Genomic DNA, 25,158 nt, shown 5'->3' on the forward strand with positions numbered 1-25,158 from the left:
AGATACCTGCTGAAACAAACAAAAAATCAAATGATAATGCAGCAATTGAAACCTTTATTTTTGCCAGTTGTCCTTTTGCTCTTTATTTTTTTAGCGATAGATGGACGTGCACAAAGTTTGCTCGAAGCGGATACGGAGGTACACCGCGTCAGCTATACCGGTAGCTATAAGGATTACAAAATTCCGGATGCCACTACGCTAGGCGAATTAAATCGTATCGAGTTTTATTTAAAAGGAGCCGATGGTGGCCGCCGCAGACTCTACGGTGGCACGATCGGTAAAGGAGGAGGAGGAGCGAATATCCGGGCAACATTCGATATCGGCACGGGATTACGGCAGCTTGCACCCGGTGGTACCGTGCGCATGGTGGTGGGGCAAAAAGGGAGTGGATTTAATGACATCCAGGATGGCGGGGCCGGTGGCGGCGGTGGTACTGCCGTACTTTACCGGGCTCCGAATAGTAATATTACGTGTAATGATGTCTCTACTGAATTTGAAGATGCAGATAACTGTTGGATCTTGTTAGCAGTAGCTGGCGGCGGCGGCGGTGCCTACGGCACTTTAATAGGGGGCGAACGAGGACGGAGCGGGCAGGCCGGTACTTGCGGTGGCGACGGCAAAGGGCTTTTCGGTGGCAAGGGCGGCTGTAATGGTAATGGGGGAGAAGAAACCTTGATTCAAAATGATGCAGCCGCTGGTGCTGGTGGTGGTGCTTACCAAAGTGGAAACTCGTCTTATGCTGGGGGGAAAAGGGGCAAATTCAATGGAGGAGAAGGTGGTTACAGTAGTTTTAGTACTGCGCCGTTGAACGCTTATATCAGAGGTGGGTTCGGTTACGGTGGCGGTGGTGGCGGATTTGTTACTTCCGCTACTATATACCAATACTATCCTGGCGGTGGTGGTGGCGGCGGTTACTCCGGTGGCGGTTCCGGCAATAATGGCGGCGGCGGTGGCGGCGGAAGCTTCGTCAATGCCGCAGCGGTTGATTCCGCAAAAGAAAATGGCTCGGCTGACGGTACGCCAGATCACGGAAAGGTTACTTACAATTTCGATAGAGAGACAAAACTGCTGGATGCCAAATGTAAGGATGTCACCGTAACCTTGGCCAGCGATGGTACGGCCCAGGTCTTGGCCGGCGATGTCGATAATGGTAGTTACGTAGCGTTCAATCCTGATTTGACGATCGATAGGTACTGCGTTAATACCAGCATAGTAGGTGGTGGATGTCAGTCCTCGCTCACCGTAGACTGCGAAGATATTGGTACTCAAACGATGTATATGGAGGTGTACACCACTACCTTCGCCTTGACGGATCGATGCTACTTCGAACTGACTGTTTTGGAAGACCAACCTCCGGTACCTGATGTCAACCCGAATAATCTGTATTTACCCAACATTTTTACCGATGCATGCACCTACAGTATAACCTCTTTTCCAACGGCGACGGACAATTGCAGTGGTACCGTGGTCGCCACTACCGGAGACCCGACTACCTTTACTGAACCTGGTAGCTATTCCATTTCCTGGACATACGAAGATGCATTCGGTAACTTCACTACTCAACAGCAGGATGTGTTCGTAGGACATGTGCCCCCGTCTTTCACCTGTCAGGAAAGTGTGACCATCGGTTTGTCCAGTCCCACGCTCCAGGCTACGGATCTCGTCAGTGACATTTCGGATAATTGCGCGGCAATCGAAGATATTACCGTTGAGTTCGTCAACCGACTCTCCGGCGCTCCGTTGGGAACAGCATTACTTTTTGATTGTAATGATTTGGGGGTTAACGGATTCCTGGTGAGGGTAAGTAACGGGTTCCGATCGTCTTCCTGCGAAATTCAGGTAACGGTAGTTGATGATCTGGTACCTACTGCTCTGTGCCAGAATTATTTGGTACAATTGGATCAAAGCGGGCAGGGTACCGTCACCGCAGCAGATCTGGACAACGGCTCCTTCGATGCCTGTGGAGTGGTTGATCTGAAAATAAGTCAGACCGATTTTGACTGTAGCTTACTGGGTACAAACGCAGTAGTGCTTACGGTAACGGATCCATTCGGCAATGCTTCAACCTGTAACGCTACCGTGACGGTGGAAGACAACACGCCGCCGGTACTCACTTGCCGGGATAACATTCAACTCTATCTGGACGATCAGGGGCAAACCACCTGGAATCCGGCCGGTATCCTGGTAGGCAGCACGGATAACTGTGGGGTGGCCCTCACCGTACACGATGACCTCCAGTATTTTGACTGTGAAGATATAGGCGACCAATATTTTACGTTATCCCAGCAGGATGCCAGCGGAAACACCAGCAGTTGCACCGCGAAAGTGACGATTGCGGACCCGGTAAGTCCGTTGGTAATTGCGAAAGATATTACCGTTGAATTGGACGCTCAGGGACAGGCTACGATCATGGCCGCAGACATTGACGGTGGTACAACGGATAACTGTACGGACAATGCCGCCCTGACTTTCGGCTTTTTTGACCTGGAACTGCTCGCTGCCACAACCGATAGCCCGGCTCACTATTTCGATTGTAGTAACCTCGGAACGACGAAGCTCTATTTGTCGGCCACCGACGCATCGGGAAATCTGGGTGCAACGCTCGTACCGGCTAACGTGACGGTAATAGATGCCCAGGCTCCCGGTATCACCTGCCCGGCAGCGGTAACCGTTGGCACCGATGCCGGACAATGCACCGCTACGGGTGTAAGTCTCGGCACGCCGGTGACCACCGATAACTGCTCGATAGCCGGGTTGAGTAACGATGCCGCCTCGGCTTTTGCGCTGGGTACCAACACGGTCACCTGGACCGTAAAAGACCCGTCGGGCAACACCAGTACCTGCAAGCAGACCGTCCTGGTAGAAGATCAACAAAAACCTAGTCTAAGCTGTAAAAGTGCCACCCTGGAACTCGATGCCTCGGGCAGTGTGGAGCTTAAACCGGCCGACGTATTCGTCAGCTCCAGTGATAACTGTACCGTATCGGACCCGGTGATCATCAGTCCGTACACGTCCTTCAGTTGCACCGATCTGACGCTCGGCAGTCGGCCGGTGACGCTCAGTGTCTGGGACAATAGCGGGAACCAGGCCACCTGCCAGACTTCGGTATTGATCGTGGATCAAACAGCACCGACGCTTGCTTGTCCGGAAAACCTCTCGTACGCATTGGACGCTGGCGATTGCTCCGCTATCGTGGAGTATATAACGCCCACTCTGGCCGATGCCGACGACAACTGCGAAGCAGTCAGCGTAGTAGCGGAAGGGGCGCTGGGGAGCGGTGCGGCATTCCCCATTGGCGTCACCGTCGAAACTTATCGGGTAACGGATGCCCGCGGAAATACGGCTAGCTGCTCCTTTACCGTCACCCTGACCAGTACGCAAAAAGATAGTGATGAAGACGGTATTACCAACAACTGCGATAATTGCCCGCAGGATGCCAATGCCGATCAGGCCGACTATGATGCGGATGGGGTAGGAGACCTATGCGATGTATGCCCCGGACAGGATGATCGACTGGACGCCGATGGAAACGGCACGCCGGATTGTCTGGAATCCGGTGATCCCTGCGACACCGATGTAATCGTGTTGGATACCGATGCAGATGAGGTAGATGATCGCTGCGATGTTTGTCCGGATACCTTTGATCCGGAGCAGGTCAATACCGATGGCGACGTTTACGGAGATGCCTGCGACAATTGTCCGGAAATACCGAATGATAACCAGAAAGATGAAGACGAAGACGGGGTGGGAGATCAGTGTGATCAATGCCCCGGCGTGGATGACCGTATAGATGACAACGATAACGGTACCCCGGATTGCCTGGAAACGGATCCCTGTGATCCGGCAACGGGTGACCGGGACGGAGACGGTATCGCCGATGGTTGCGACAACTGTTTCAAGGATTACAATCCGGATCAGGCTGATACCGACGGGAACGGCAAAGGCGATGTATGTGATAAAGGCAAAGGCGGCAAGAATGCTTTCACGGTGAACGGCGAAAACGATCAGGCACAACTGCGGGCCTTTCCCAATCCCTACCGTAATGGCTTTAGCCTGATCTACCAATTGAAAAAGCGACAGGAAGTGGAAGTGCAACTGCTCGACCTTTCCGGAAAACTCAAAGAACAGCTATTAACCTCACGGATACAGGATCCGGGAGAACATACCCTACAATGGTCCGATAGGGGTTTGCCAGCAGCCATTTACATTCTCCGCATTCGGACGGGTGATGAATGGAGTACTATGAGAATAGCAAAGGGAAAATAATCCGGAAAGAGGACAATACCGGTGGCCCCTTCGGGGGCTACCTCTCCAATCCGGAGGGGTGCTCTCGGGGCCACTTACCAACGAATGGTGATTAATTACCAAATACTAGCAAAAGACGACGGCTGAATAATTACCTGTTTCAAACCGGCACTTTAAGCCATTAAATTGCCGAATGGAAATATGGACATATGTTAATGCATTAGCGTGCACCTAATCAAAAACCATGGCAAATACAACCTATACCCCGACCCCTGAAGTGAAAGAAAAGCAGCAGCCTGTAGAAGAAAAAAAGAAAACGAGTATCACCCAGATCCTGATCGTGATCGCCTGTCTTTCTTTTTTTCCGCTGCTTTATCTGATCGGCAGTACGATCGTCGCTTTTTTTCAGTAGTCCCAAGACTGATCACCAAACCTATTATTATGAAAACCCTGATTTGTCCGGTTTCTACCAAGCGGGTAGATAGCTCGGTTAGCCGGCTCACCATTTTCTTTATCGTCGTACTACTACTACTGTTTTTGGTCACCAAGGCCCCCATTTTTGCTATCATTGCTGCGGTCGACTACAGCTTCCGCGCCAGCTGGAACGGGCAGTATAGTCCCCTGCGACTGGCATTGGCCGTCCCGATCACAAAAAGTCTGAATGTTCCGGAAAAACTGGTACAGGCTGCCCCCAAAGTTTTTGCTTCCCGTCTGGGATTGCTTTGCGCGTTGGCGGCGGCGATACTATCTTTATTGGGATACCTTACTGCAGCTCAGATCGTTGCCGGTTTCCTGGCCGTTCTGGCCTTTATGGATGCCGCTTTGAATCTATGCATGGGCTGCATGATCTACCATTATCTGGTATTTCCCTTACTGGGAGAGGAAAATTAGTGGATAGGCGAAGGGTCTGGTGCTGGGATCGTATACAGCTTCCCGGCACCAAACCTTTCTTGATCTGTTTTACTCTACCGTCCAGGTAGCACCTTCCTTACCATCCTTCACCTGGATGCCCAGGTCCTTGAGCGAATCGCGGATCAGGTCGGAAGTGGCCCAGTTCTTATTGGCCCGGGCATCCTGGCGGATATTAAGGATCACGTTCATCAGGCCGTTCGTCAGGCCCTGACCGTTATCCGATCCTTCGATCTCATCTTTCAGCCCGAACAGGTCGAAGATGAAGATGCGGAAAGTTTCCTTTAACAGGCTAAGAGTAGGAGTGCTTACCTCCTCGGCCGGCAGGTGACCGTCCTTCAAGCCGTTGATGCGGGTAACCAGTTCGAAAAGACGGGCCAGGGCGCGCGGCGTATTGAAGTCATCGTTCATTTCGGCGTAGGCCTGATCGATGATGTCGTTGATCTCTTTGTCCAGTTCACCGGCACTGGCGTTGGCCGGCGCCTGCAGATCCTGCAGTACGCGGTTGGCCTCCATCAGGCGGCGATAGCCTTTTTCGGCGGCCTGGAGGGCCTCATCGGTCAGGTCCAGGGTACTGCGGTAATGGGATTGCAGCATAAAGAACCGAACGATCATCGGACTGTAACCTTTAGTCACATGGGGGCTGTCGCCGGTAAAGAGTTCCGTCGGAGAGATGGTATTGCCATCACTCTTGGACATCTTTTTACCGTTCATCAGCAGCATGTTGGTGTGCAGCCAGTAATTGGCCGGCGCGTGCCCGCAGGAGCCTACGTTCTGGGCAACTTCGTTTTCGTGGTGCGGGAATTTCAGGTCGTTACCGCCTCCGTGAATATCGAAAGTTTTACCCAGGTACTTGGTACTCATGGCGGAGCATTCCAGGTGCCAGCCGGGGAAACCGACGGACCAGGGAGAGTTCCAGCGCATGATATGTTCGGGAGAAGCCTTCATCCAGATGGCAAAATCCGCCGGATGTTTTTTCTCACTTTGATTTTTCAGATTATCTCTTGATTCGGACAGCAGGTCTTCCACTACCCGCCCGGACAACTGCCCGTAAACATTGTCGTTTTCGGCAATGAACTTCATCGTATCGAAGTAGACCGATCCGTTCTGTTCGTAGCCATAGCCGTTGTCAATGATCTGTTGCACCATCTCGATCTGCTCCAGAATATGCCCGGTGGCCCGGGGTTCGATACTGGGAGGCAGAGCGTTGAAAATGCGCATAATATCGTGGAAACCGTTGGCGTACTTCTGAGCTACCTCCATCGGTTCCAGCTGATTCAGGCGGGCACCTTTGGACATGCGATCTTCACCGTCGTCCAGCAGGTGACCGACATCGGTGATATTGCGGACGTAACGCACCTTGTAGCCCAGGTGCAGCAGGTAGCGGTAGATGACGTCAAAACTTACAAAAGTCCGGCAATTGCCCAGGTGCACATCGCTGTAGACGGTAGGTCCACAGACGTACATTCCTATTCTGCCCTCGTTGATCGGCGTGAAAGTTTCTTTCTCTCTGGTCAGACTATTGTACAGTTTCAGATTCATGTTCTTGTGACGTTTGGCCCAAATCGGGGCCGCAAAAATAAGAAGATATTATAAAGCTTTACAGCAATAAGCAATAAAACGACGGGGGAAGGGAAATAGTTTCAGCTTAAATCCTTCTCTTCCATGATTAAGAGTGTGTTTTGGGGGTTTTTCTTTGTGGCGAAAACAGTCAATTTTTTGTTTAGCCAAAGCTTATTTTGAAGTGCATACCCTGAAGGTACGGACTGAAAAATAGCTGAAGGATAAACGAAAAAGTGGCGTTTGTAGCCCGATTAATAATTCCCAAACACACTCTAGAGCATCATATTTTCCAATTTTCGGTAATTCCGAATGGTGAGCCGGAAAGTTGTTCCTTTTTCACTTTCTATCCGGAGGTCTCCTTCCAGCTTTTCGCGAAAAGTTTCGATCATACTCAGTCCGTAAGATTCAGGAGAACCTTTTTCCTGAAAACCCCGGCCGTCGTCCCGGACCATCAGGATCAGCTGTTCATCCCGTTCTTCCAGAAGCAATTCAATAATTCCCTCCTGCCGTTCGGCAAAGGCGTGCTTAAAAGCATTGGTGATGAGTTCGTTAACGATCAGGCCGATGGGGATCACGGTGTCTACATCCAGCCGAAGGGGGGCAATGGAGGTTTGCAGCTGAATGCGATCAGCAGTGATATTGTAGATCCGGAAAATATCGCGGGCCAGTTTGCCCAGATATTCCGGCATAAAAACCCCCGAAAGATCATTGTCCCGGTAGAGGTCTTCGTGGATCAGGGCCATACTGCGCACCCGGCTTCGGCTTTCCCGGATCGCTTCGCGCGCTTTGCTGTCCGTTACCGAGCGGGACTGGATGCGCAGCAGAGATGCGATGATCTGCAGGTTGTTCTTTACCCGGTGGTGGATCTCCTTCAGCAGTGTTTCCTTTTCCCTGAGGTTCTTCTGGATCAGCCGGTTTTGCAATTTGATGCGCCGGTACAGCCGGTAAATACCGAAAAGCAATCCGGCCAGCAGCAGTGAGCCGATGGATACCAGGAGCAGTTGTCGTTGCCTGGCCCGCAGCAAATTACCCTGTAGCCGGTTTTGGGTATTGAGCTGTTCAATGGTCCTTTCTTTTTGTTCTGTCTCGTATTTTTCGGAAACTTCGGCTACGGCCTGGGCGATATTCTCATTGAGCAGGCTGTCTTTGGCGATAACAAATTCATTCTTGTACTGTAATGCTTTGCGGAAGTCGTTTTGGTCGGCATACCATTTGCTTAGATCGGATGCCACATCTCTGATCCTTTCCTGTTCTCCCTGAGCTTTGGCAGTTTCGTAAGCATTCAAGAGCAGGGGCAGGGCCTGATCGTACTGATCTCTGGCCATATACACCCGGGCCAGTTGGTGTTCCACGATGGCCAGTTGGCGCGGATTATCAAAAGTTTTGCGGATCTCGTAGGATTGCCGGAGATGGTGGTACGCGGAATCGTAGCGGCCGGCCTCCAGGTACCAGTTGCCCAGATTTTCGGTACTATATCCGAGCGCATAGTCATTTCCCTGATCCAGGGCCACCGCCCGCAGGAGATAGGGTTTAGCCTCCTCTATTTGCCCGGTTTCCATCAACAGGTTGCCGAGGTTCATAAGGGCTCTGGATTGTCCGACTATATACTCACGGGTTTTCCAGTGTTGATAAGCCTTTCGGTAGGCAGTAGCGGCTTTGTCGTAAAGCTTGGCCCGGCGGTAGGCGATCCCCAGGCTGTTATAGGCGTAATTAGGTCGGTCCAGCTGGTCGTCAATTTCTGCAGCGACCGTTAAGGCCTGAATGCTTTCCTCCAGTTTGCCGAGGTTGAGCAGACACACGCCGATCTGGAACTGGCTGTTGGCCACATTGGCACTATCGAAAGGTTCGGAATAATGTTCGAGGAAATTTTGAAAATAGGTGAGCGCTTTTTCGGAATCGCCGCTGTTCCGGTAGGCTACTCCCCGGCCGAACTCGTTGCGCCAGATCCCCCGCTCGTAGTTGAGTTCGTGGGCGATCCGGTCGGCGGTATCCAGTTGTTGCAAAGCCAGTTCCAGATTGGTCTGGTTATTGCTCCAGGCGAGCTCGTTGTAGCGGTCCGCTTTCAGGTGCGCCACGGACAGCCGGTCTTTAGGAATATCCGGATAGCGTCGGTCCATCATTTCGAAAAATGTAATGTAGCGCAAAGAAAGCCGGGGCTCACTGCGGGTGGCCCGGATCCGATCGATAATTTTGGCAAAGCCCAGCGAATCCTTCAGCCCGGCTTCCAGTACGATCCGGTCCTGTTGAAAATCAGGAAGCGTATCCCGGTCGGATTGAGCACCGGCATCGCCAATAGTGATCCATAGCAAAGCAATAAAGATCAAGGTACATTTTATCATCCCTAACATAAGATCGAAGCGTACGACGACTTGGTTTTATGGTGCCGGGCGGCTCTACCGTTCAATATAGGCAAAAAATAATGATTACCTACCCGGCTTTTCAGCCCTGCAAGTTAACACAAAACTACCCTTTTGGCAACTGCTGGTCGGTACGTTTAGGATGCCCGCAACAACTGGTTGACGCGGGTAAAGAGCATGGAACGGGAGCTGACATCGAATTTGAGGAACAGGTTCGACAGGTGGGTTTTTACGGTATTGGTGGAAACGTACAGGTCCGAGGCGATCTGTTTGTTGGTCTTTCCCTGCAGCAATTGTTGTAAGGTGGCAAATTCCCGATCCGTCAGCGGGTTGGACAGTTTTTGATTGATCAGCTTAAAACTAAGGTTGGGGCGCTGATCGGCCCACAGCTGGGCGTGATTGTACAGGGCGATCTCGATGGTGGTGATCAGCGTCCGTTCCTCGAACGGTTTAACGAGATACCCCATCGGATTCGTGGATTTTACCTTTTCAATGGTGGCGCGGTCGGCGTAGGAAGTGATAAAAATAAAGGGAAGCTGGTACTGCTCGTTGATAATTTTGGCCAGCTGGATACCGGACAATTCACTGTTAAGCTGAATATCGAGCAGGACGATATCCGGAGTCCGGTTGCGCAATTCTTCGAGCGCTTTTTTACTGTTGTAGGCAATCGCGGACACACTATAATCGGCATCTTCCAGTATGAACTGGATATCTTTTGCGATCAAGGCTTCATCTTCAACGATTAGAACGCGAATGTCGGACATGAAAGGACCAATCTTTTTGATTTGGCCTAAAATAAATAATTGCTCAAATATGTACCGAAACATTTCCGAAAATTAACTGCGGGTAAAAAAAAGCGGAGGCACGATCTAACCGGCCTCCGTTTGAGTGAATAGCTCTGTTTCTTGCTGAATGTCAGTTGCCTGCCTATCGGGTCAACACCATTTGCCGACTGGCGGATACCTGTCCGTCGAGGATCAATCGGTAGGTATACTGCCCGGCGCTCAAGGTTTGTCCCTGTAGTTCCACCTGACCGTGCCCCCGATTATCGATGGCGATTTCCTTAAGTAGTCGCCCACCGGCATCCAGGATCTCCATCCGCGCCCGTTGCACCTGCTCCGGAACGAAGTAGGCGATCCGGGTGGTTTGTGAAAAAGGGTTGGGAGCGTTCTGGGCCAGTTCGGCGCTGGTCAGAGTATGAATGCTGGTAGGATCGGATGCCGGCGCATCGGTGGAGGCCAGGCGGGTTTCCAGTTGGGCCAGCCGTTCCAGCAGCAATTTATTGGTGGCCTGGATCTCCTCGATCTGTTCCTGTTGGGTTTTAATCTGCTCTTCCTGCTCACTGATCTGCTGCTGTTGTTCCTGGATCGCCAGGGTCAGGTGGGGGATAAAGCCGACGTAATTGACACCGGTAAATTTCAGAAAGGCTTCTTCCTGGCCGGCGGCTATTTCTTCTGGACTGGCGAGTGGTTGGGCTACCTCTCGGGTGAGTTCGGGGAATACCTCTTCTACCTCATGCGCCAGAAAGCCGGTTTGTGATCTTTGATCCAATCCCATTTTCTGCTGGTATTTGGATTGGTACCGGTACGTGCTGACCTGCAGTTGGCGCAGGCGATCCAGACTGGAATCCGCTTTGCGAATTCCGCTTTTTAATTTCTGATCGGACGGTAAATAACTGCCGCTGGAAAAAACATCCCCGGCAAAATAACCGGCCCATACCGGTGGTGAAGTAGTGGAATTCCCGCCGGAGGCCTGGGCGTAAATGGCATAACTCTCGGCCCCTCCGATACCGTTAACGGTGCTGTGCACACCATAATTAGTACCGGTCCCAATACCGGCGTAGGCCGAAACCGCGGTCTTGGTCGACCCGGAACTACGCGCACTGACCGCTAAACCGATCTTTTGTCCCTGCGTGGTGATATCTACGCCTTCCGCGGCTCCCGAGACGTAACTGTAAATTCCGTAGCGGGTCCAGATGGAAGGTGCCGGCCGTGTATAAATATCGTAGTTGGTGCCTAAATTGTTCTGATCTCCACCATCTTCATTGTAAACCAGCAATTTTGCGTTGGGTGAAAATTGAGCAGCCGGACCGATCCTGGCCGTTCCGTTGGTTCCGTTCAAACTCAAGATCGAGGTCTCTGCCTGTCCGTCGGAGAAAGAGAAGTTTACCTCCGGATTGACATCCGAACGGGCGCCCAATTGCCAGAAACCGGCCGAATTGGAATTGTTGAATCGCAGCCGGGCAAAGTCTTCGGCGGTCGCTTCCGTTAGTAAAAGTTGGCTGCTGTTAGCGGTAGAATTAGAATAAATACCCACTTGGGCGGAAGCATCGGCGATCCCGATGCCGATGCGGCCATCGGCGAGGATGCGCATGCGTTCTTTGGCGCCTGATGTGGAAAAGATCATGGCTCCGTTGGATTGAAGGTGCAGATCGGAATCTTTACCGGCCTGGTTGCGGAGGTAGAAGTGTTGCCCTTCCCAATTGAGTCCCGCGAGCGTAGTGGAAGTAACATCGACAATATTAAGCCCTCCGGGAAGAAGTTTGGTCTGTACCTGGGCAGATGCCCCACTGATCACGATACACAGGCTGAATACACAGGAAAATAATGCTTTCATATAATACAGGTTTTTTATGGATTAGGACGGTTATGATCGCAGCGTGGCCGTTCGGGGAAGGGGCGTCCCATTCGGCGTATTTTATTGAAAATCAAGATAAGGGGATAAGTAATAGTTTATTTCACCCATTTGGGTGAAATGCGGACGCAGCTTGCCTTGCTCACTGTTCGAGTTCCAGGATACTCATGACCGGATAATGATCCGAGAAATCTTTTTTCAGAACGCGGTAATCCAGCGTACGAAACTCCGGAGAAGACAGAATGTAATCGATCCGCAGGGCCGGCAGGCTACCGTGAAAAGTAGTGCCGAGGCCTTTTCCCTTTTGTTGGAACCCATCCGTCAGCTTATCGCTGATGCGGTGGTAGGCGTAGGAGAGCGGCACATCGTTGAAATCTCCGCAGAGAATGACGGGGTAGGGGCTTTCGTCCAGCAATTTCCGGATCTCCCGGGCCTGATCCGACCTCAGCGCGGCCGAGCGTCGATACCGTCCGATCATGCCTTTGATCTGGAGCCAGGTCTCTTTTTCCCGCAACTGGCCGTTCTGGGCCACATCCTCAGCCATCTGGGAAACGGCATTGGTCTGCAGGTGGATATTAAATAGCCGGATCGTACGGTCACCGTGTTGAATATCGGCGATGAGGTAGCCGTTAATGGCGTTGTGATCCCCGAAATAATGGATCTTCACCCCTTTGACCGGATAGCGGGAAAAAAGGGCCAGTCCGGTCTGGGGTTCGAAATAGGCATTTTTCAGGGCCGTATTGGACTTGATCATTTCGGCGTACTGATCCACGTATTTCGGTACGGTCGTAAATTCCTGCAGGCACCAGATGTCCGGACGGTATTGCTGGTAAAAATCCACGATTTCGGCTTCCGTCCATTTGGCCCGGGCGTCTCTTCCGCCCGCTCCTTCATTAAAGAAGCCAAAAATATTGTAAGACATCACCCGGAGCGAGGTTTCGCCGTCTCCCAGGCGGCCACCCAGGCTCAGACCGACAAAACTGGTGAAGTGATTCCACCCGAGCATAAGGCAGGCAAAGGACAGCAGCGCATAACGTCGTTTGCGCACCAGCCAGAAAATAATAAAAGCGATATTGAGTACCAGCAGTACCGGATAGAACAATCCTAAAACGGCAAAGAACCAGATGGTATCCGGATGAATATAAGGCGAGAGATAGGCAAAAAACGTTAAAAAGATCAGGATGACGTTTGCCCAACGTAATGATCGCTGTAAGCGCCGCACAGGTTATTTTTTACTGGCATTGAATAGAAATTCTTTCTCTTTTTCCGAAAGGCTTTCGTATCCGGATTGTTTGATCTTATCCAGGATCGCGTCCAGTTCTTCCTGGTGGGAAGACGGGCGGGTGTCGGAAGCCGCTTTGCCCCTCGTACGGGTTGCCGTTTTTTTAGTTCGGTTCGGATTTCGATAAGTCACCCTCGGCCCCCGGGATTGCCGTGAGGTCGAAAGGTTATCGAAAAAATGACGGATCTTATCCAGGAAGTTATTGACCGGGATGGACCAATCGGTACCCTGCCGCAACTGATAAACGAAAAACCAGCCGAAAAAGGCACCACCCAGGTGCGCAAAGTGCCCACCGGTATTGATATTACTGGCCATACCGATCAGGTCGATCAGGACCAGTACCGCCACGATATATTTCAGCTTGACGTCTCCCAGGAACAGCAATCGCATGTAATAATCGGGAGAGATGAAACCGGCCGCGACTACAAACGCCATCACCGCACCGGATGCCCCCAGGGCGTAATGGGTGGCGTTGCCGCCGTAGGGCAGGAGATTGACGGAAATAAAGTAGGCCAGTCCGCCGACGATCCCCCCCAGCAAATAGAGCGGAAGAACGCGGTGGTTCCCCAGGAAATCCCCTACGATCCGGCCGAACCAGTAGAGGAAAAGCATATTCCAGAGGATATGCCAGAATCCGTCGTGCAGAAACATACTGGTGATGAATACCCAGGGGTGGGTCAGGTTGTGCAGCCAGTCGGAGGACAACATGAAAAATTGACGGATGGATTCGTAGATGTGCATCCCGTTGTCCGACCAGCCATATCCGATCCGGAGTACTACCCAGATCAGGTTAATGACCACAAATACCGCTACGTTGATGATCACCAGGCGGGTAACCATGTTACCGAAGCTGTATTGTCGTTTTATATCTTCCCAAATTGAACTAACCATCTCTAATATCTATACTATCGTCCTGTATTATCGAAACGTGACCCGAAATTTCGCCAATACAAAATTAACAAGAATCCGGTTAATGCCCCTCCTAAATGCGCAAAGTGAGCGATATTATCCCAAGAAAACTGGTTGACGCCCAGGAATAACTCCACCACCATCAGAATGGGAATGAAGTATTTCGCCTTGATCGGGATGGGCAAAAAGATCAGCATGAGTTCCGCATTCGGGAAATACATGCCGAACGCCAGCAGCAAACCGTAGATCGCACCCGAAGCTCCCACAATGGGAATGTCGACTTTGGCCCGCAGGAATTCGTTCATCCGGAAAACGCCGGCATCCACGGCATCCGCGGAGGGGTTGCGCATCGCTCCCGCCAGCTGTTCAACCGAATTCTGATATTCCGGGTTGAGTTTATCGAGTGGAACATCGTTAAAATAAGCCCAGTAAGTTTCGGGCGAGGGGTTAGCCTGGAATTGGGCAATAGCCTGTTCCATCTGTGAAAAGTCCCACCAGCTGTAACCCAGGTGGAGGACCGCCGCGCCGAAGGCGCAGGCAAAGTAGAAGTACAGGAATTTTTTGGGCCCCCAGAGTGCTTCGAGTGCACTCCCGAACATGACCAGGGCAAACATATTGAAAAACAGGTGCATGAAGCCCCCGTGCATGAAAAAGTGGGTAGCGATCTGGTAGGGGCGAAAATCAGCGGACGTAGGAAAGCGCAGGGCTAACATATTGGTGTCCAGAAAAAATTCACCGGCCAGAAAGACCAGCACGTTTATGATCAACAGATGTTTGACGACTTCCGTAATTCTCAGCATAATTCGGACAGGATTCGCAGAAATGGGGGGATCAGTAGTGTTATCTTGTTTTCATCTGAAAACCCCGTGTCTGTTTTTTATTGAAAACTAAGCCTATTCCGGGCCTATTCCTTGCATTTATCGACCATTGCCCCGGCCTCATGGATAAAAGTCCGCTCCTGCATTAGTCTTTCTCAAAACGTTTGGCAAGCTCATCAAGTTCAAACGTGAGAAAACAGTTGCGACCGGTCGGGCTCTTAAACGGGAGCTGACAGGCGAAAAGCTGATCGATCAAAGTTTGCATTTCCGTGGAGGATAGATTCTGTCCCCGTTTGATGGCATTACTGCGGGCCATGGAGCGGGCGATATTTTCGTTGGTCCCCAGGTGGAGATCCAGATTGTTCTTGTACTGCGCCAGCAGGCTGTCGATGGCGGTTTCTTCCTGCCCTTTGCCCTTGGCGTCTGCCGGTATGCCGTGAACGACGAAGGTGTTACTGCCAAATTCCTTGATGTCATAACCCAGCAGATTGATCTGGGGCAGGATCTCCAGCAACAGGCCCGCATCGGCGGGAGGTAGACTGAAGGTACGCGGGAACAACTGTTTTTGCGTACTGGCCTGCTTATCCTGCAGGGCTTCCAGGTAGCGCTCGTAGAGAATGCGCTCGTGGGCTGCCTGCTGATCGATCAGGATAAAACCCGATTTGATCGGACTGGCAATATAGGTAGCATGGATCTGATACGGCTCCCGCTGGGCCTTCGACATTTCCCCACCGGTATGACTGTCGAGCGTGGGATCGGCAGACCAGCTGCTTTCGATCGTGGTCACTTCCGAACTTTCGGAAGCGGTGGCCGGAGCATCTTCACTTTCGGCGAACTCTTCCAGACCTTCGAATAGTTTTTCCCAGTTTTGCAGGTTATTCCTTTCGCGGCCCGCTTCGCTGCCGTTGGAAAAACCGCCGCCACCCTGTCCGGAAGTGGGCGAACTCGGCGTTCCCTTTTCCCCCGAACGGAAGGTACGGATCGTCGGCCGCGCCGGAGACACCGGTTTCATCCTTACCGAAGAGAAACTACCCTCCTGGTCAAAATCAAGTGTTGGGGTGACCCGGTATTTACCCAGACTGTGGCGGATGGCTACTTTCAGATAATTGTAGATCAGCCGGTCGTCCTCAAATTTGATCTCCTGTTTGGTCGGATGGACGTTGATATCGATCCGTTTGGGGTCAATATCGATGAAAACGACGTAGAGCGGATACGTATCGCTGGGCAGCAGGTCTTCGTAGGCCGTGAGTACCGCGTGGTTGAGATAGGCGCTCCGTATGAAGCGCTGATTAACGAAAAAGAACTGCTCGCCCCGGGTTTTCTTGGCGAATTCCGGTTTGCTCACAAAACCTGTGAGTTTCATCTCATCGGTCTCTTCCTCTACGGGAACCAGCCTTTTGTTATACGGATTGCCGAAAATATTCACGACCCGCTGCCGGAGATTGCTCGGCGGCAGGTGGAAGATCTCAGAATTGTTATGGTGGAGAGAAAAGAAGATGTCGGAATTAGCGAGGGCAATGCGCTGAAATTCGTCGATGATGTGGCGCATTTCCACTGTGTTGGATTTCAGGAAATTGCGCCGTACCGGTATATTGAAGAAAAGATTCTTAACACAAATGTTAGTGCCGGCATCGCACTGGCAGGGCTCCTGCGTCTTGATCTCGGAACCTTCGATGACAATCCTTGTGCCCAGTTCGTCACTGCGGCGACGGGTGCGCAGTTCCATCTGCGCAACGGCGGCGATGGAAGCCATCGCTTCCCCGCGAAAGCCCATGGTGCGAATGGAAAACAGGTCTTCCGCTTCCCGTATCTTGGAGGTAGCGTGCCTTTCCAGCGCCATTCTGGCGTCCGTTTCACTCATACCACAACCGTCATCGATGACCTGTATCAGGGTTTTACCGGCATCCTTGACCACCAGTTTCACCGCCGAACTGCCGGCATCGATCGCATTTTCCATCAACTCTTTCACCACGGAGGCCGGGCGTTGGATTACCTCTCCGGCCGCAATCTTATTGACAATTGCATCGGGCAACAGCTGAATGACATCAGCCATAGATCGTTTTTTTATGATTGACGATTGACGGCTTCAGTTCGCAGGGCCGGATGGCATTTTGTCGCCAAACCTCCCGGACCGTCAACCGCGAAATATTAATTACCTAACAGGTTAGCCAAACTCGGCATGTAGCGGGAAAGGAAGTAGAATGTCAATAAGCCTAAAACGACGAAAGTGATCAGCAAAATGTAATTCGAGCGGGCCACTTGTTTGCGTCGGTATTGTGTATTCCAGGTTCCGTTCCCTTTTCTAAATCCACCCTTTTTAAACCCTCCGGCGATGCGCGACTTTGCGGCATCCACGCTGCCGTTCTTCAGGTCTTCCACCCGCTTCAGGCGCTCGTCCAGGTCTTCTTTTTCAGGGTCCCAGTAGCGCGGTTTGTAGCTATACACACTGTGCTTGGGCAATTTAAAAAATCTTAATCGTAAAGACATAATATTGTGAATTAAGGAGGTGTAAGATACGTATTTTTTTGTTCATCTGATGAACCCGGTCGGGAAGGATCGGATGGTGCAACGGATGCAGCAACACCCACTCTGGAGCCCGGGACGATCATAATAAAGATGATTAATCGGGCAGTTGTGGCGGCACCAAAAAGTTAAAGCCCCGGTAAAGCCTGTTAATTCAGGTTAAATCCGGCTCCATTCGTAGAAAAATACCAACCGTTTTGCCTAATTTTTTATCCCCTTAGCAACGGATGTTTAATCTTTACCGTCAGAAAGGTAATCGCAGGCCAGTAGTTTATCAGCCGGATGAATCCCACAATTCGGGTGGGTCTTACGGCATTGGATGACCGCTCACCTGTGATCATCGACAGATGACTAAAAATCTACCTATGAATCGCACTCTACTACTATCCTTCATTTTTACACTGATCTCCGCTTCCATGGCCTTTGCCGGTGGGGTGAGCGGTTATGTACGCGACAGCGACGGCAATCCGCTGGAGTTTGCCAGCATTTTCGTGCAGGAAACCGGCAGCGGGACTATTACTAACGTGGAAGGTTTCTACGAATTGCGGCTCGACCCCGGAAATTATACGTTGGTGTTTCAGTTCCTGGGTTACGAAAGCAAGGTGGAAAAGATCTCCGTTGGAGACCGGATCCGCGAATTGAACGTCACCATGGAGCAACAGGCCCTAGAGCTCAAGACGGTCGATGTCATAGAGGGGAGTGAAGACCCGGCCTATACCGTAATGAGGAAGGCCATCGCCAAAGCCAGTTACCACCGCCAGCAACTGGATGCCTACAAAGCCCAGGTGTACGTAAAAGGTTCCGGCCGGCTGATCAAAGCGCCATTCTTCCTGAGAAAAGAACTGAAAAAAGAAGGCATCGACAGTACCAAGGCCTTCACCAGTGAATCCGTCAGTATCATCGAATACGAACGGCCGAATACCTTTCGCGAACGGGTGATCTCCATCTACAGCCAGGGAGAGGACAATGGTTCGAGTCCCGGCTCATTCATCAACGGCAGTTTCTACGAGCCGGAGATCGCGGAGGCCATTTCCCCATTATCTCCCAAGGCTTTCGGTTATTACAAATTTAAGCTGGACGGCTTTTTTATGGACCGCGGCTACGGCGTAAACCGCATTCAGGTGATCCCGCGCAGCCGGGGAGAGAATGTATTCGAGGGGACCATCTTCATTGTAGAGGACCTTTGGAGTATCCACAGCCTGTCGCTCAAGACCTATAAATTCGGGATCGGCTTCCTGGTGAACCAGACCTACGCTCCGATCGCCGAGAAAGTATGGTTGCCGGTAAGTCATCGCTTCGACGTAGAGGGCAAGATCCTCGGATTTGCATTTGAATATAAATACCTGGCCACCGTGAGTGATTACGAGATCACGCTCAACCCCGATCTGGATGTGGATTTTGACGTGATCGACGAAAAACTCGAAAAGGAACTGGCCAAAGAGCTGGAAGCGCAGGTAAAAGATAACCCCAGATCTTCCAGCGCACAGGAAAAACTGGCGAGTGGAGAAGAACTTACCCGGAAGGATCTGCGCCGACTCATCCGGGAATACGAAAAAGAAGAGCGCAAGGAAGATCCGGAACCCGAAGTGGTAGTCAACCGGGAATATTCCGTCGATACAATGGCCCGCAAGCGGGACTCTTTATACTGGGCCGAGATTCGGCCAGTACCCCTCACGGCCTACGAGGTGCGCGGCTACGCCGCTGAAGACAGCCTCGCCCGGGCGGACACCGTACAACAGGCCACCAATACCATCGGTGGGAACGGTCGCCGGTCACGGGCGTTCAACATAAGTGATCTTCTGCTGGGTGATTCCTATAAGGTGGGCAAAAAAAGCCGCCTGATCTACGAATCGCCCCTGCTCCACCTGAATTTTAACCCCGCGGAGGGCTTCAATGTCAGCACCAATCTGACCTACGCCAACCGGGCGGAAAAGCCTTTCAAGCTTACTTACACACCCCGCTACGCGTTTGCCCGGAAGAAATTTACGGGCAAGGGAACCATGGAGCTGTCGTACGGCAAACGCTACCAACGAACGACCCTGCAACTGGAGGGCGGTCGTTATATCCAGCAATACAATCAGGAGAAACCAATCAGCGAATTATTCAACACCTTCGCCAATCTGCTGAGTGAGCGAAACTATCTGCGTATCCTCGAAAAGGACTACGGTCGGTTCAGTTTCGAACGGGGACTGGCCGAAAATTTTAAACTGAACGGATACGTGGAATGGGCCCAGCGGTATAAGCTGGAAAATGTGACAACCCAGACCTGGTTCAATCGCGATGATCGCACTTACGCTTCCAATATTCCGGCCAACGAAGAAGTGGACTATCCTTTCCCGGATTCCGAAAAGGCATTTTACTTTTCCCTGGGGCTCGAAGCGCGCCCGTGGCAGAAATATCGTTTGTACAACGGCAAACGGCAGCCGATCGACAATACCTCGCCGCGTCTGGCCCTGAATTACCGCAAGGGAGTCGCCGGATTGCTGGACAGTGAGGTCAATTACGATCTGCTCGATTTCACCATTCAGCACAAATTCCGGGCGGGTGCCCGCGGCCTGATCGATTTTAAGATCAATACGGGGATTTTCCTCAATAACGAAGCGCTGGGTTTTGCCGATTACAAACACTTCAAAGGAAACCAGCTGGTGCTGACTACTTCGGATCCGGTGGGTAGTTTCCGTTTGCTGGAATATTACCGGCACAGTACGGCCGACAAGTATCTGAGCGCCCATGTGCACTACCAGTTCCGGAAATTATTGTTTACCCAGATTCCGGAAGTGTGGCTGATGGGGATCAAGGAAAATGTATTCGTCAATTATCTGGCCGCGCCCACCTCTAAGAACTACTTCGAGTTGGGATATTCCCTGGATAACATTTTCCGCGTTTTCCGCATCGAACTGGCCGCTTCTTTCCAGAACGGGAAGTACCAGGATTGGGGCATTCTCTTTGGGATCGCTTCCAATTTGGGTTTCATTACCATCGAGTAACGTACCTTTGTAGGAAAATTAAACCTACAAGCGTTATCTGATGAAAAAAATTTTACTCTACTCAGTGCTGAGCTTTTTCTGCTCAGCACTGACTGCTCAGGCCGATCTTTTTTATCCCATTTCCCAGATCCCGGACAGCCTGCTGACCTATGCGAACGAGGTGGTCCGGGAAGAGCTGACCGAATTTCGGGTGGAATCCCTGCATTCGGGCAGTCTCACTTACCGCAAAGTAGTGAGTGTACTAAACGATAAAAGCGATGCCCACCGCGAGGTCGTTTTTTACGACGAAGATTCCAAGATCCGCCGTTTTAAAGCCAATCTCTACGATGCACTGGGCAACCTGGTGCGCAAAATAGACAAGGATGAGATCAAGGATTACAGTGCCGTAGCGGATTTCTCCATCTATCAGGACGACCGGATGCAGGTATTGGAGATCCGGCACAGCCAATATCCCTATACGGTAGAGGTAGAATACGAAATGCGGGTGGCCGGTCACCGTTATTGTACCTATCCGACCTGGTATATTCAACAGTTCGGCACCGCCGTCGAGCACGGTAAACTGGTCCTGGACCTGCCCGCCGGGATGGCCTTCCACCAGCAGATCCTGAACATCGACCTGGAAGCCCGGCGGGTGGCGGATAAAAACCGGGAGATCTATACCTGGGAAGTAGAGCAGTTGAAAGCCCTGCGTCCTGAATCCTACCTGCCGCCCAGAACGCAGATCCTGCCGGTAGTGATCACCTCACCGGATAACTTTCAGTGGGGCAAATACGAGGGCAGCATGGCCAGTTGGGAGGCGTACGGCCACTTTATGGGTAACTTGTTTGACGGTCGCGATGAGTTGCCGGAAGCCGCAGTGACGGAGATCCGTGACCTGGCTGCCGGTGCCGGCAGCAGTGTGGAAAAGGTGCAGCGATTGTACCGTTACCTGCAGGAGAATATGCGCTATGTGAGCGTACAATTGGGGATCGGCGGCTGGCAGCCCTTTGATGCCGCCTACGTAAACGAAAAACGTTACGGTGATTGCAAAGCGCTGAGTAACTATATGAAAGCCGTATTGTCCGTAGCCGGGGTAGAGGCCTATCCGGCCCTGATCTACAACGGAGATGCCGACTATGAAGTGCAGGAAGATTTTACGGTTCCCCGCTTCAATCACATGATCCTTTACGTGCCCGGAGATGATCTCTGGCTGGAGTGTACGAGCAACAGTTATCCGCCGGGTTATATCGGTCAGCGGAACTCCGACCGGAATGCGCTGCTGATCACCCCGCAGGGAGGAGCACTAAAACGAACTCCGGTTTTAATGCCGGAAGACAATATCGAGGCCCACCGGGCTACCGTTCAGTTGAGTGAGAACGGGCAGGCATCTCTTGAGGTCAGCAGTCATTTCTACGGTGCGGATCACGAAATTTTCCGTAGCCTGCAGCATCAGCTTTCCCTGGAAGATCAGAAAAAGTGGCTGCTCAGGCAACAGGATGATGCGGGATTCAGCCTCCAGGAATACCAGCTGGATTGTGATAAGGATCGCCCCCGGAGCCAGCTGGCTTATTCGGCCCAGGTGGCCCATTACGCGCAAAAGGCGGGGAAACGACTCTTTGTGCCGATCAAATCTATCAGTCCGGCGCTGAGCATTCCGCCCAATAATGATCACCGGCTCTATCCGGTGGATATTTCCCGCAGTTATACCGAAAGAGATACCGTAGCCATTAGTTTTCCGGAGGGATATACCGTCGAGAGCGCTCCCGAACCGGAGGTGAACGTAACGGCAGATTTTGGTTCCTACCGGCATTCCTTACAGATCGAAGGTGACCGGCTTGTCTATATCCGGGAATTGACCATAAAAGCCTGCCGTCTGCCTGCCGACCGGTATGCGCATTTTCGGGATTTTTATAAAAAGGTGGTGAAGGCGGACGGCGCCCAGATGGTGTTGAAGAAAGAGTAGTAGCGGGTGCCGGGCGGAGAACGAACAATAAGGAGCGATATTTATTGTAATAGCAGCGGGGATGCCGAATTCCCGGACCAAACGTCAAAAATTAAATACCATGTGGAAAGAATCCGACAATAAGTTATCCGCCACCTTTAAGTTTGAAAATTTTGTGCAGGCCTTTGCTTTCATGACCGAAGTAGCTTTTCACGCCGAGCAGCAGGGACACCATCCCAATTGGTCGAATGTGTATAATACCGTAGAGATCCACCTGAATACCCACGATGCGGGGGATGTAGTGACGGATAAGGATCACAAGCTGGCCAGGGCCATTGATAAAGTTTATCAGAAGTTTAATTGAAAATTAGCGAGTCACTTATTAGCTTTGCGGCTTAAATAACGGACAAATGGAACAGACTCAAGATAAAACAAAGACTTACTGGCTGTATACTTTCATTTCTCTGGCCGTGATGATCGGCCTGTTGATCGTTATTCCGGCCTGGTTTTGGTTAGCCCTGCCTTTTTTTCTGACTTATCTGGTATTGGCATTCGGCGCTATGTAATAGCGGCTTCCGGTCGGATGTTTGGTTGAAACCTTTCACCTATCCGACCGGAAGTTATATCAGCTTTTTTTGGAATATCTCTCGAGAATGCTTAAACGGGGGCCAAATCCGCTTGTGGATACACTTATTGGCTGCTGGTCCTGATCTATAACTCCGCCGCCGCCGCTTCGTCCAAAAACCAATCCAACTGACCGGACGAAGGCCGGATATGAGCGGCCGGGAAACTTAACCAGTCACCCTCTTCCCGAATAATCTGTCTGACTTTATCGGTTTTGCTGGCACCCGTCACCAGAAAGGCTACCCGTTTGGCCTGATTGATCACCGGTCCGGTGAGGGTAATGCGCTGTTGTCCGCTTTCCGGATGGGTTGCTACAGCACAGGTGGTTTCAGCGAGTAGTAACTCACTTTCGTGCGGGAAGATAGAGGCCGTATGACCGTCCGAGCCCATCCCCAGAATGATAAGATCAAAGACCGGTACTCCTTTTTTTAGCTCCAGTTCCTCCTCGATGACCTCTCCGTAGCGAACGGCTTCTTCTCTCGGTTCGTCCTCACCGCGCACCCGGTGAATATTAGCGAGAGGAATATCGATATGTTTGAGCAGCAGCTCCTGCGTCATACCGTAATTGCTATCCTCATCGTCGGCAGGTACGCAACGTTCGTCTCCCCAGTACAGTTGCACCTTACTCCAGTCAATAGCATCTTCGTATTGCTCAGCGAGCAGGCGGAAGAGCACTTTCGGCGTGCTGCCGCCCGAAAGGGCAATGGATACTTCGCCCTTACCTTTTAGCCAATTGACCAGCCACTCGGCAAAACCGGCAGCAACAGCATCATTATCGGGGAAAATATGTACCTCAGGTAGCATTACAATTCGCAGTTTTCTTGTGAATTTGAAATTTCTTCGCAGGGATTGCGCCAGCCTTCCTCACCTTCAATCAGGTCCTCTGCGGCGGCCGGACCCCAGGTGCCGGAAGGGTAACCGTGAACGGTAATATCGGGATTATTTTTCCAAGCGTTAATAATCGGGTCGATAAATTTCCAGGCCGCTTCCACACTGTCGCCCATGGCGTAAAGCGTCGGGTCGCCTTTCATACAATCCAGGATCAGGCGCTCGTAGGCTTCGGGCACGTAAGCGTCCGTAAGATCAGAGTAGTGGAAATCCATATCTACCGTCTTCACGTGGAAACCGGCCCCGGGTACTTTCATGCCGAAGTGCAGCGCCAGACCTTCCTGCGGCTGGATCCGGATCACTAACTGATTGGGCGTACTCTGGATCTCGTTGACGTTGAAGAACAGGCGATGGGGTGGTGATTTGAAGGTGACCACTACTTCCGTTACTTTGGTCGGCAACCGTTTGCCGGTACGGAGATAGAAGGGAACCCCGGCCCAGCGCCAGTTGTCGATAAAGAACTTGATGCCCACGTAGGTTTCGGTGCGGGAATCCTCCGGCACGCCTTTCTCTTCGCGGTATCCTTTTACTTCCTTACCGTCCATTTCGGCGGCTATGTACTGTCCACGCACCACGTAATCCGGCACTTCCTCCTCGGAGATGAGCCGGATCGACTGGAACAATTTCAGTTTCTCATTACGGATGGCTTTGGCATCGGCCGTGTTGGGCGGCTCCATACCGATATGGGCTACGATCTGGAGCAGGTGGTTCTGGACCATATCGCGCAGGGCACCGGATTCGTCGTAGTATCCGCCTCGGTTCTCTACCCCAATGCTTTCGGCCGAGGTGATCTGCACGTGCTGGATGTAATTCCGGTTCCAGAGCGGTTCGAAAATACCGTTGGCAAAACGGGTGACCAAGAGGTTCTGCACCGTTTCTTTCCCCAGATAGTGATCGATCCGGTAGATCTGATCTTCCTCGAAATATTGCAGCAGGATCTGGTTGAGTTCCCGGGCGGATTTGCCATCGTAACCAAATGGTTTTTCGATCACCAGCCGCTTCCAGCCGCCGTTCTTGGCGTTCAAATCGTGGCGGTGCAGGTATTCCGGTATCGTTTCGTACAGACTCGGAGGCGTAGACAGGTAGAAGATATAATTGCCCCGGGTATTGTATTTATCATCCATTTCGTGCAGCCGATCCTTCACTTTGGCGTAATCTTCGGGATCGTTGGTATCGATCGGCTGGTAGAACAGGCTCTTGGCAAATTCTTTCAGTTGCTCCTCTTCCCCTTCTTTTTTCTTAAGGTGTTTGTTGTCCGTTGTGACGGCCTCCCGGAATGCTTCATCCGTGAATTCCGTACGACTCACTCCCAGTAAAGCAAAGTCCTTGGGTAGCGAATTGTTTTTATACAATTGGAAAATGGCGGGGATCAGCTTCCGGCGGGTAAGGTCTCCGGAGGCACCGAAAATAACGAATACATGTGGATCCATATAGCTTGTGGGTATTGTTCAACTTCAGTATTTTAGCTCGACGGCACAAGATAAGAATGTTATGTAAG

General features: G+C 51.6%; 18 protein-coding genes. 7 read left to right on the plus strand and 11 right to left on the minus strand.

Features of this window, described 5'->3' with window-relative positions; all coding sequences use genetic code 11:
- Positions 1-36: 36 nt before the first annotated feature.
- The 3 genes from CRP01_RS43450 (at position 37) to CRP01_RS15875 (ending at position 5,136) form a co-directional block, all read left to right on the plus strand.
- The gene (locus CRP01_RS43450; RefSeq protein WP_099151052.1) at positions 37-4,266 is read left to right on the plus strand and encodes an HYR domain-containing protein; all 4,230 of its coding nucleotides are present in this window, start codon (positions 37-39) and stop codon (positions 4,264-4,266) included.
- Positions 4,267-4,489: 223 nt separating this feature from the next.
- Positions 4,490-4,657, plus strand: coding sequence for a hypothetical protein (locus tag CRP01_RS42310; RefSeq protein ID WP_170110390.1), 168 nt, complete (start codon positions 4,490-4,492; stop codon positions 4,655-4,657).
- Positions 4,658-4,686: 29 nt separating this feature from the next.
- A complete protein-coding gene (locus CRP01_RS15875; RefSeq protein WP_099151053.1) occupies positions 4,687-5,136 on the plus strand; it encodes a DUF4395 family protein in 450 nt (149 codons plus the stop codon).
- 69 nt (positions 5,137-5,205) lie between these two features.
- Here CRP01_RS15875 and cysS read toward each other — a convergent pair whose 3' ends face one another.
- The 9 genes from cysS to CRP01_RS15920 form a co-directional block, all read right to left on the minus strand.
- Positions 5,206-6,696 carry a cysteine--tRNA ligase gene (gene cysS / locus CRP01_RS15880; protein WP_099151054.1) on the minus strand — a complete coding sequence of 497 codons (1,491 nt, stop codon included), beginning with the start codon at positions 6,694-6,696 and terminating at the stop codon, positions 5,206-5,208.
- A gap of 293 nt (positions 6,697-6,989) precedes the next feature.
- Positions 6,990-9,041, minus strand: a complete 2,052-nt coding sequence (locus CRP01_RS15885) for a tetratricopeptide repeat protein (RefSeq protein ID WP_170110391.1) — start codon at positions 9,039-9,041, stop codon at positions 6,990-6,992.
- A gap of 170 nt (positions 9,042-9,211) precedes the next feature.
- The gene (locus tag CRP01_RS15890; protein ID WP_170110392.1) at positions 9,212-9,838 is read right to left on the minus strand and encodes a response regulator transcription factor; all 627 of its coding nucleotides are present in this window, start codon (positions 9,836-9,838) and stop codon (positions 9,212-9,214) included.
- Between the two features lie 163 nt (positions 9,839-10,001).
- Positions 10,002-11,690: a tail fiber domain-containing protein gene (locus CRP01_RS15895; RefSeq protein ID WP_099151057.1), complete on the minus strand. Its 1,689-nt coding sequence runs from the start codon at positions 11,688-11,690 to the stop codon at positions 10,002-10,004.
- Positions 11,691-11,850: 160 nt separating this feature from the next.
- Complete coding sequence (locus tag CRP01_RS15900; protein ID WP_099151058.1) at positions 11,851-12,930, minus strand: endonuclease/exonuclease/phosphatase family protein; 1,080 nt, start codon at positions 12,928-12,930, stop codon at positions 11,851-11,853.
- A 3-nt stretch (positions 12,931-12,933) separates the two neighbouring features.
- A complete protein-coding gene (locus CRP01_RS15905; RefSeq protein WP_099151059.1) occupies positions 12,934-13,881 on the minus strand; it encodes a rhomboid family protein in 948 nt (315 codons plus the stop codon).
- A 14-nt stretch (positions 13,882-13,895) separates the two neighbouring features.
- Positions 13,896-14,699: a rhomboid family intramembrane serine protease gene (locus CRP01_RS15910; protein ID WP_099151060.1), complete on the minus strand. Its 804-nt coding sequence runs from the start codon at positions 14,697-14,699 to the stop codon at positions 13,896-13,898.
- Between the two features lie 163 nt (positions 14,700-14,862).
- Positions 14,863-16,770 carry a DNA mismatch repair endonuclease MutL gene (mutL, locus tag CRP01_RS15915; protein ID WP_099151061.1) on the minus strand — a complete coding sequence of 636 codons (1,908 nt, stop codon included), beginning with the start codon at positions 16,768-16,770 and terminating at the stop codon, positions 14,863-14,865.
- A gap of 95 nt (positions 16,771-16,865) precedes the next feature.
- On the minus strand, positions 16,866-17,204 hold the full coding sequence (locus CRP01_RS15920) for a hypothetical protein (RefSeq protein ID WP_143473406.1): 339 nt from the start codon (positions 17,202-17,204) through the stop codon (positions 16,866-16,868).
- Positions 17,205-17,605: 401 nt separating this feature from the next.
- Here CRP01_RS15920 and CRP01_RS15925 point away from each other — a divergent pair, with 401 nt between their 5' ends.
- The 4 genes from CRP01_RS15925 to CRP01_RS42315 all read left to right on the plus strand — a co-directional run bounded on the left by CRP01_RS15925 (position 17,606) and on the right by CRP01_RS42315 (position 22,714).
- Positions 17,606-20,227 (plus strand): DUF5686 and carboxypeptidase regulatory-like domain-containing protein, encoded by a 2,622-nt coding sequence (locus CRP01_RS15925; protein ID WP_170110393.1) that lies wholly within the window; start codon positions 17,606-17,608, stop codon positions 20,225-20,227.
- 40 nt (positions 20,228-20,267) lie between these two features.
- On the plus strand, positions 20,268-22,169 hold the full coding sequence (locus tag CRP01_RS15930) for a DUF3857 domain-containing transglutaminase family protein (RefSeq protein WP_099151064.1): 1,902 nt from the start codon (positions 20,268-20,270) through the stop codon (positions 22,167-22,169).
- Positions 22,170-22,230: 61 nt separating this feature from the next.
- A complete protein-coding gene (locus CRP01_RS15935; RefSeq protein ID WP_394337764.1) occupies positions 22,231-22,512 on the plus strand; it encodes a 4a-hydroxytetrahydrobiopterin dehydratase in 282 nt (93 codons plus the stop codon).
- Between the two features lie 46 nt (positions 22,513-22,558).
- Positions 22,559-22,714: a hypothetical protein gene (locus CRP01_RS42315; protein WP_170110394.1), complete on the plus strand. Its 156-nt coding sequence runs from the start codon at positions 22,559-22,561 to the stop codon at positions 22,712-22,714.
- Between the two features lie 145 nt (positions 22,715-22,859).
- Here CRP01_RS42315 and pgl read toward each other — a convergent pair whose 3' ends face one another.
- Positions 22,860-23,576: a 6-phosphogluconolactonase gene (pgl, locus tag CRP01_RS15940; RefSeq protein ID WP_099151065.1), complete on the minus strand. Its 717-nt coding sequence runs from the start codon at positions 23,574-23,576 to the stop codon at positions 22,860-22,862.
- A complete protein-coding gene (gene zwf, locus CRP01_RS15945; protein WP_099151066.1) occupies positions 23,576-25,090 on the minus strand; it encodes a glucose-6-phosphate dehydrogenase in 1,515 nt (504 codons plus the stop codon). The genes pgl and zwf overlap by 1 nt, the downstream gene beginning before the upstream one ends.
- Positions 25,091-25,158 lie beyond the last annotated feature (68 nt).

This window comes from Flavilitoribacter nigricans DSM 23189 = NBRC 102662, assembly GCF_002646595.1.
GTDB classification, from domain to species: domain Bacteria; phylum Bacteroidota; class Bacteroidia; order Chitinophagales; family Saprospiraceae; genus Flavilitoribacter; species Flavilitoribacter nigricans.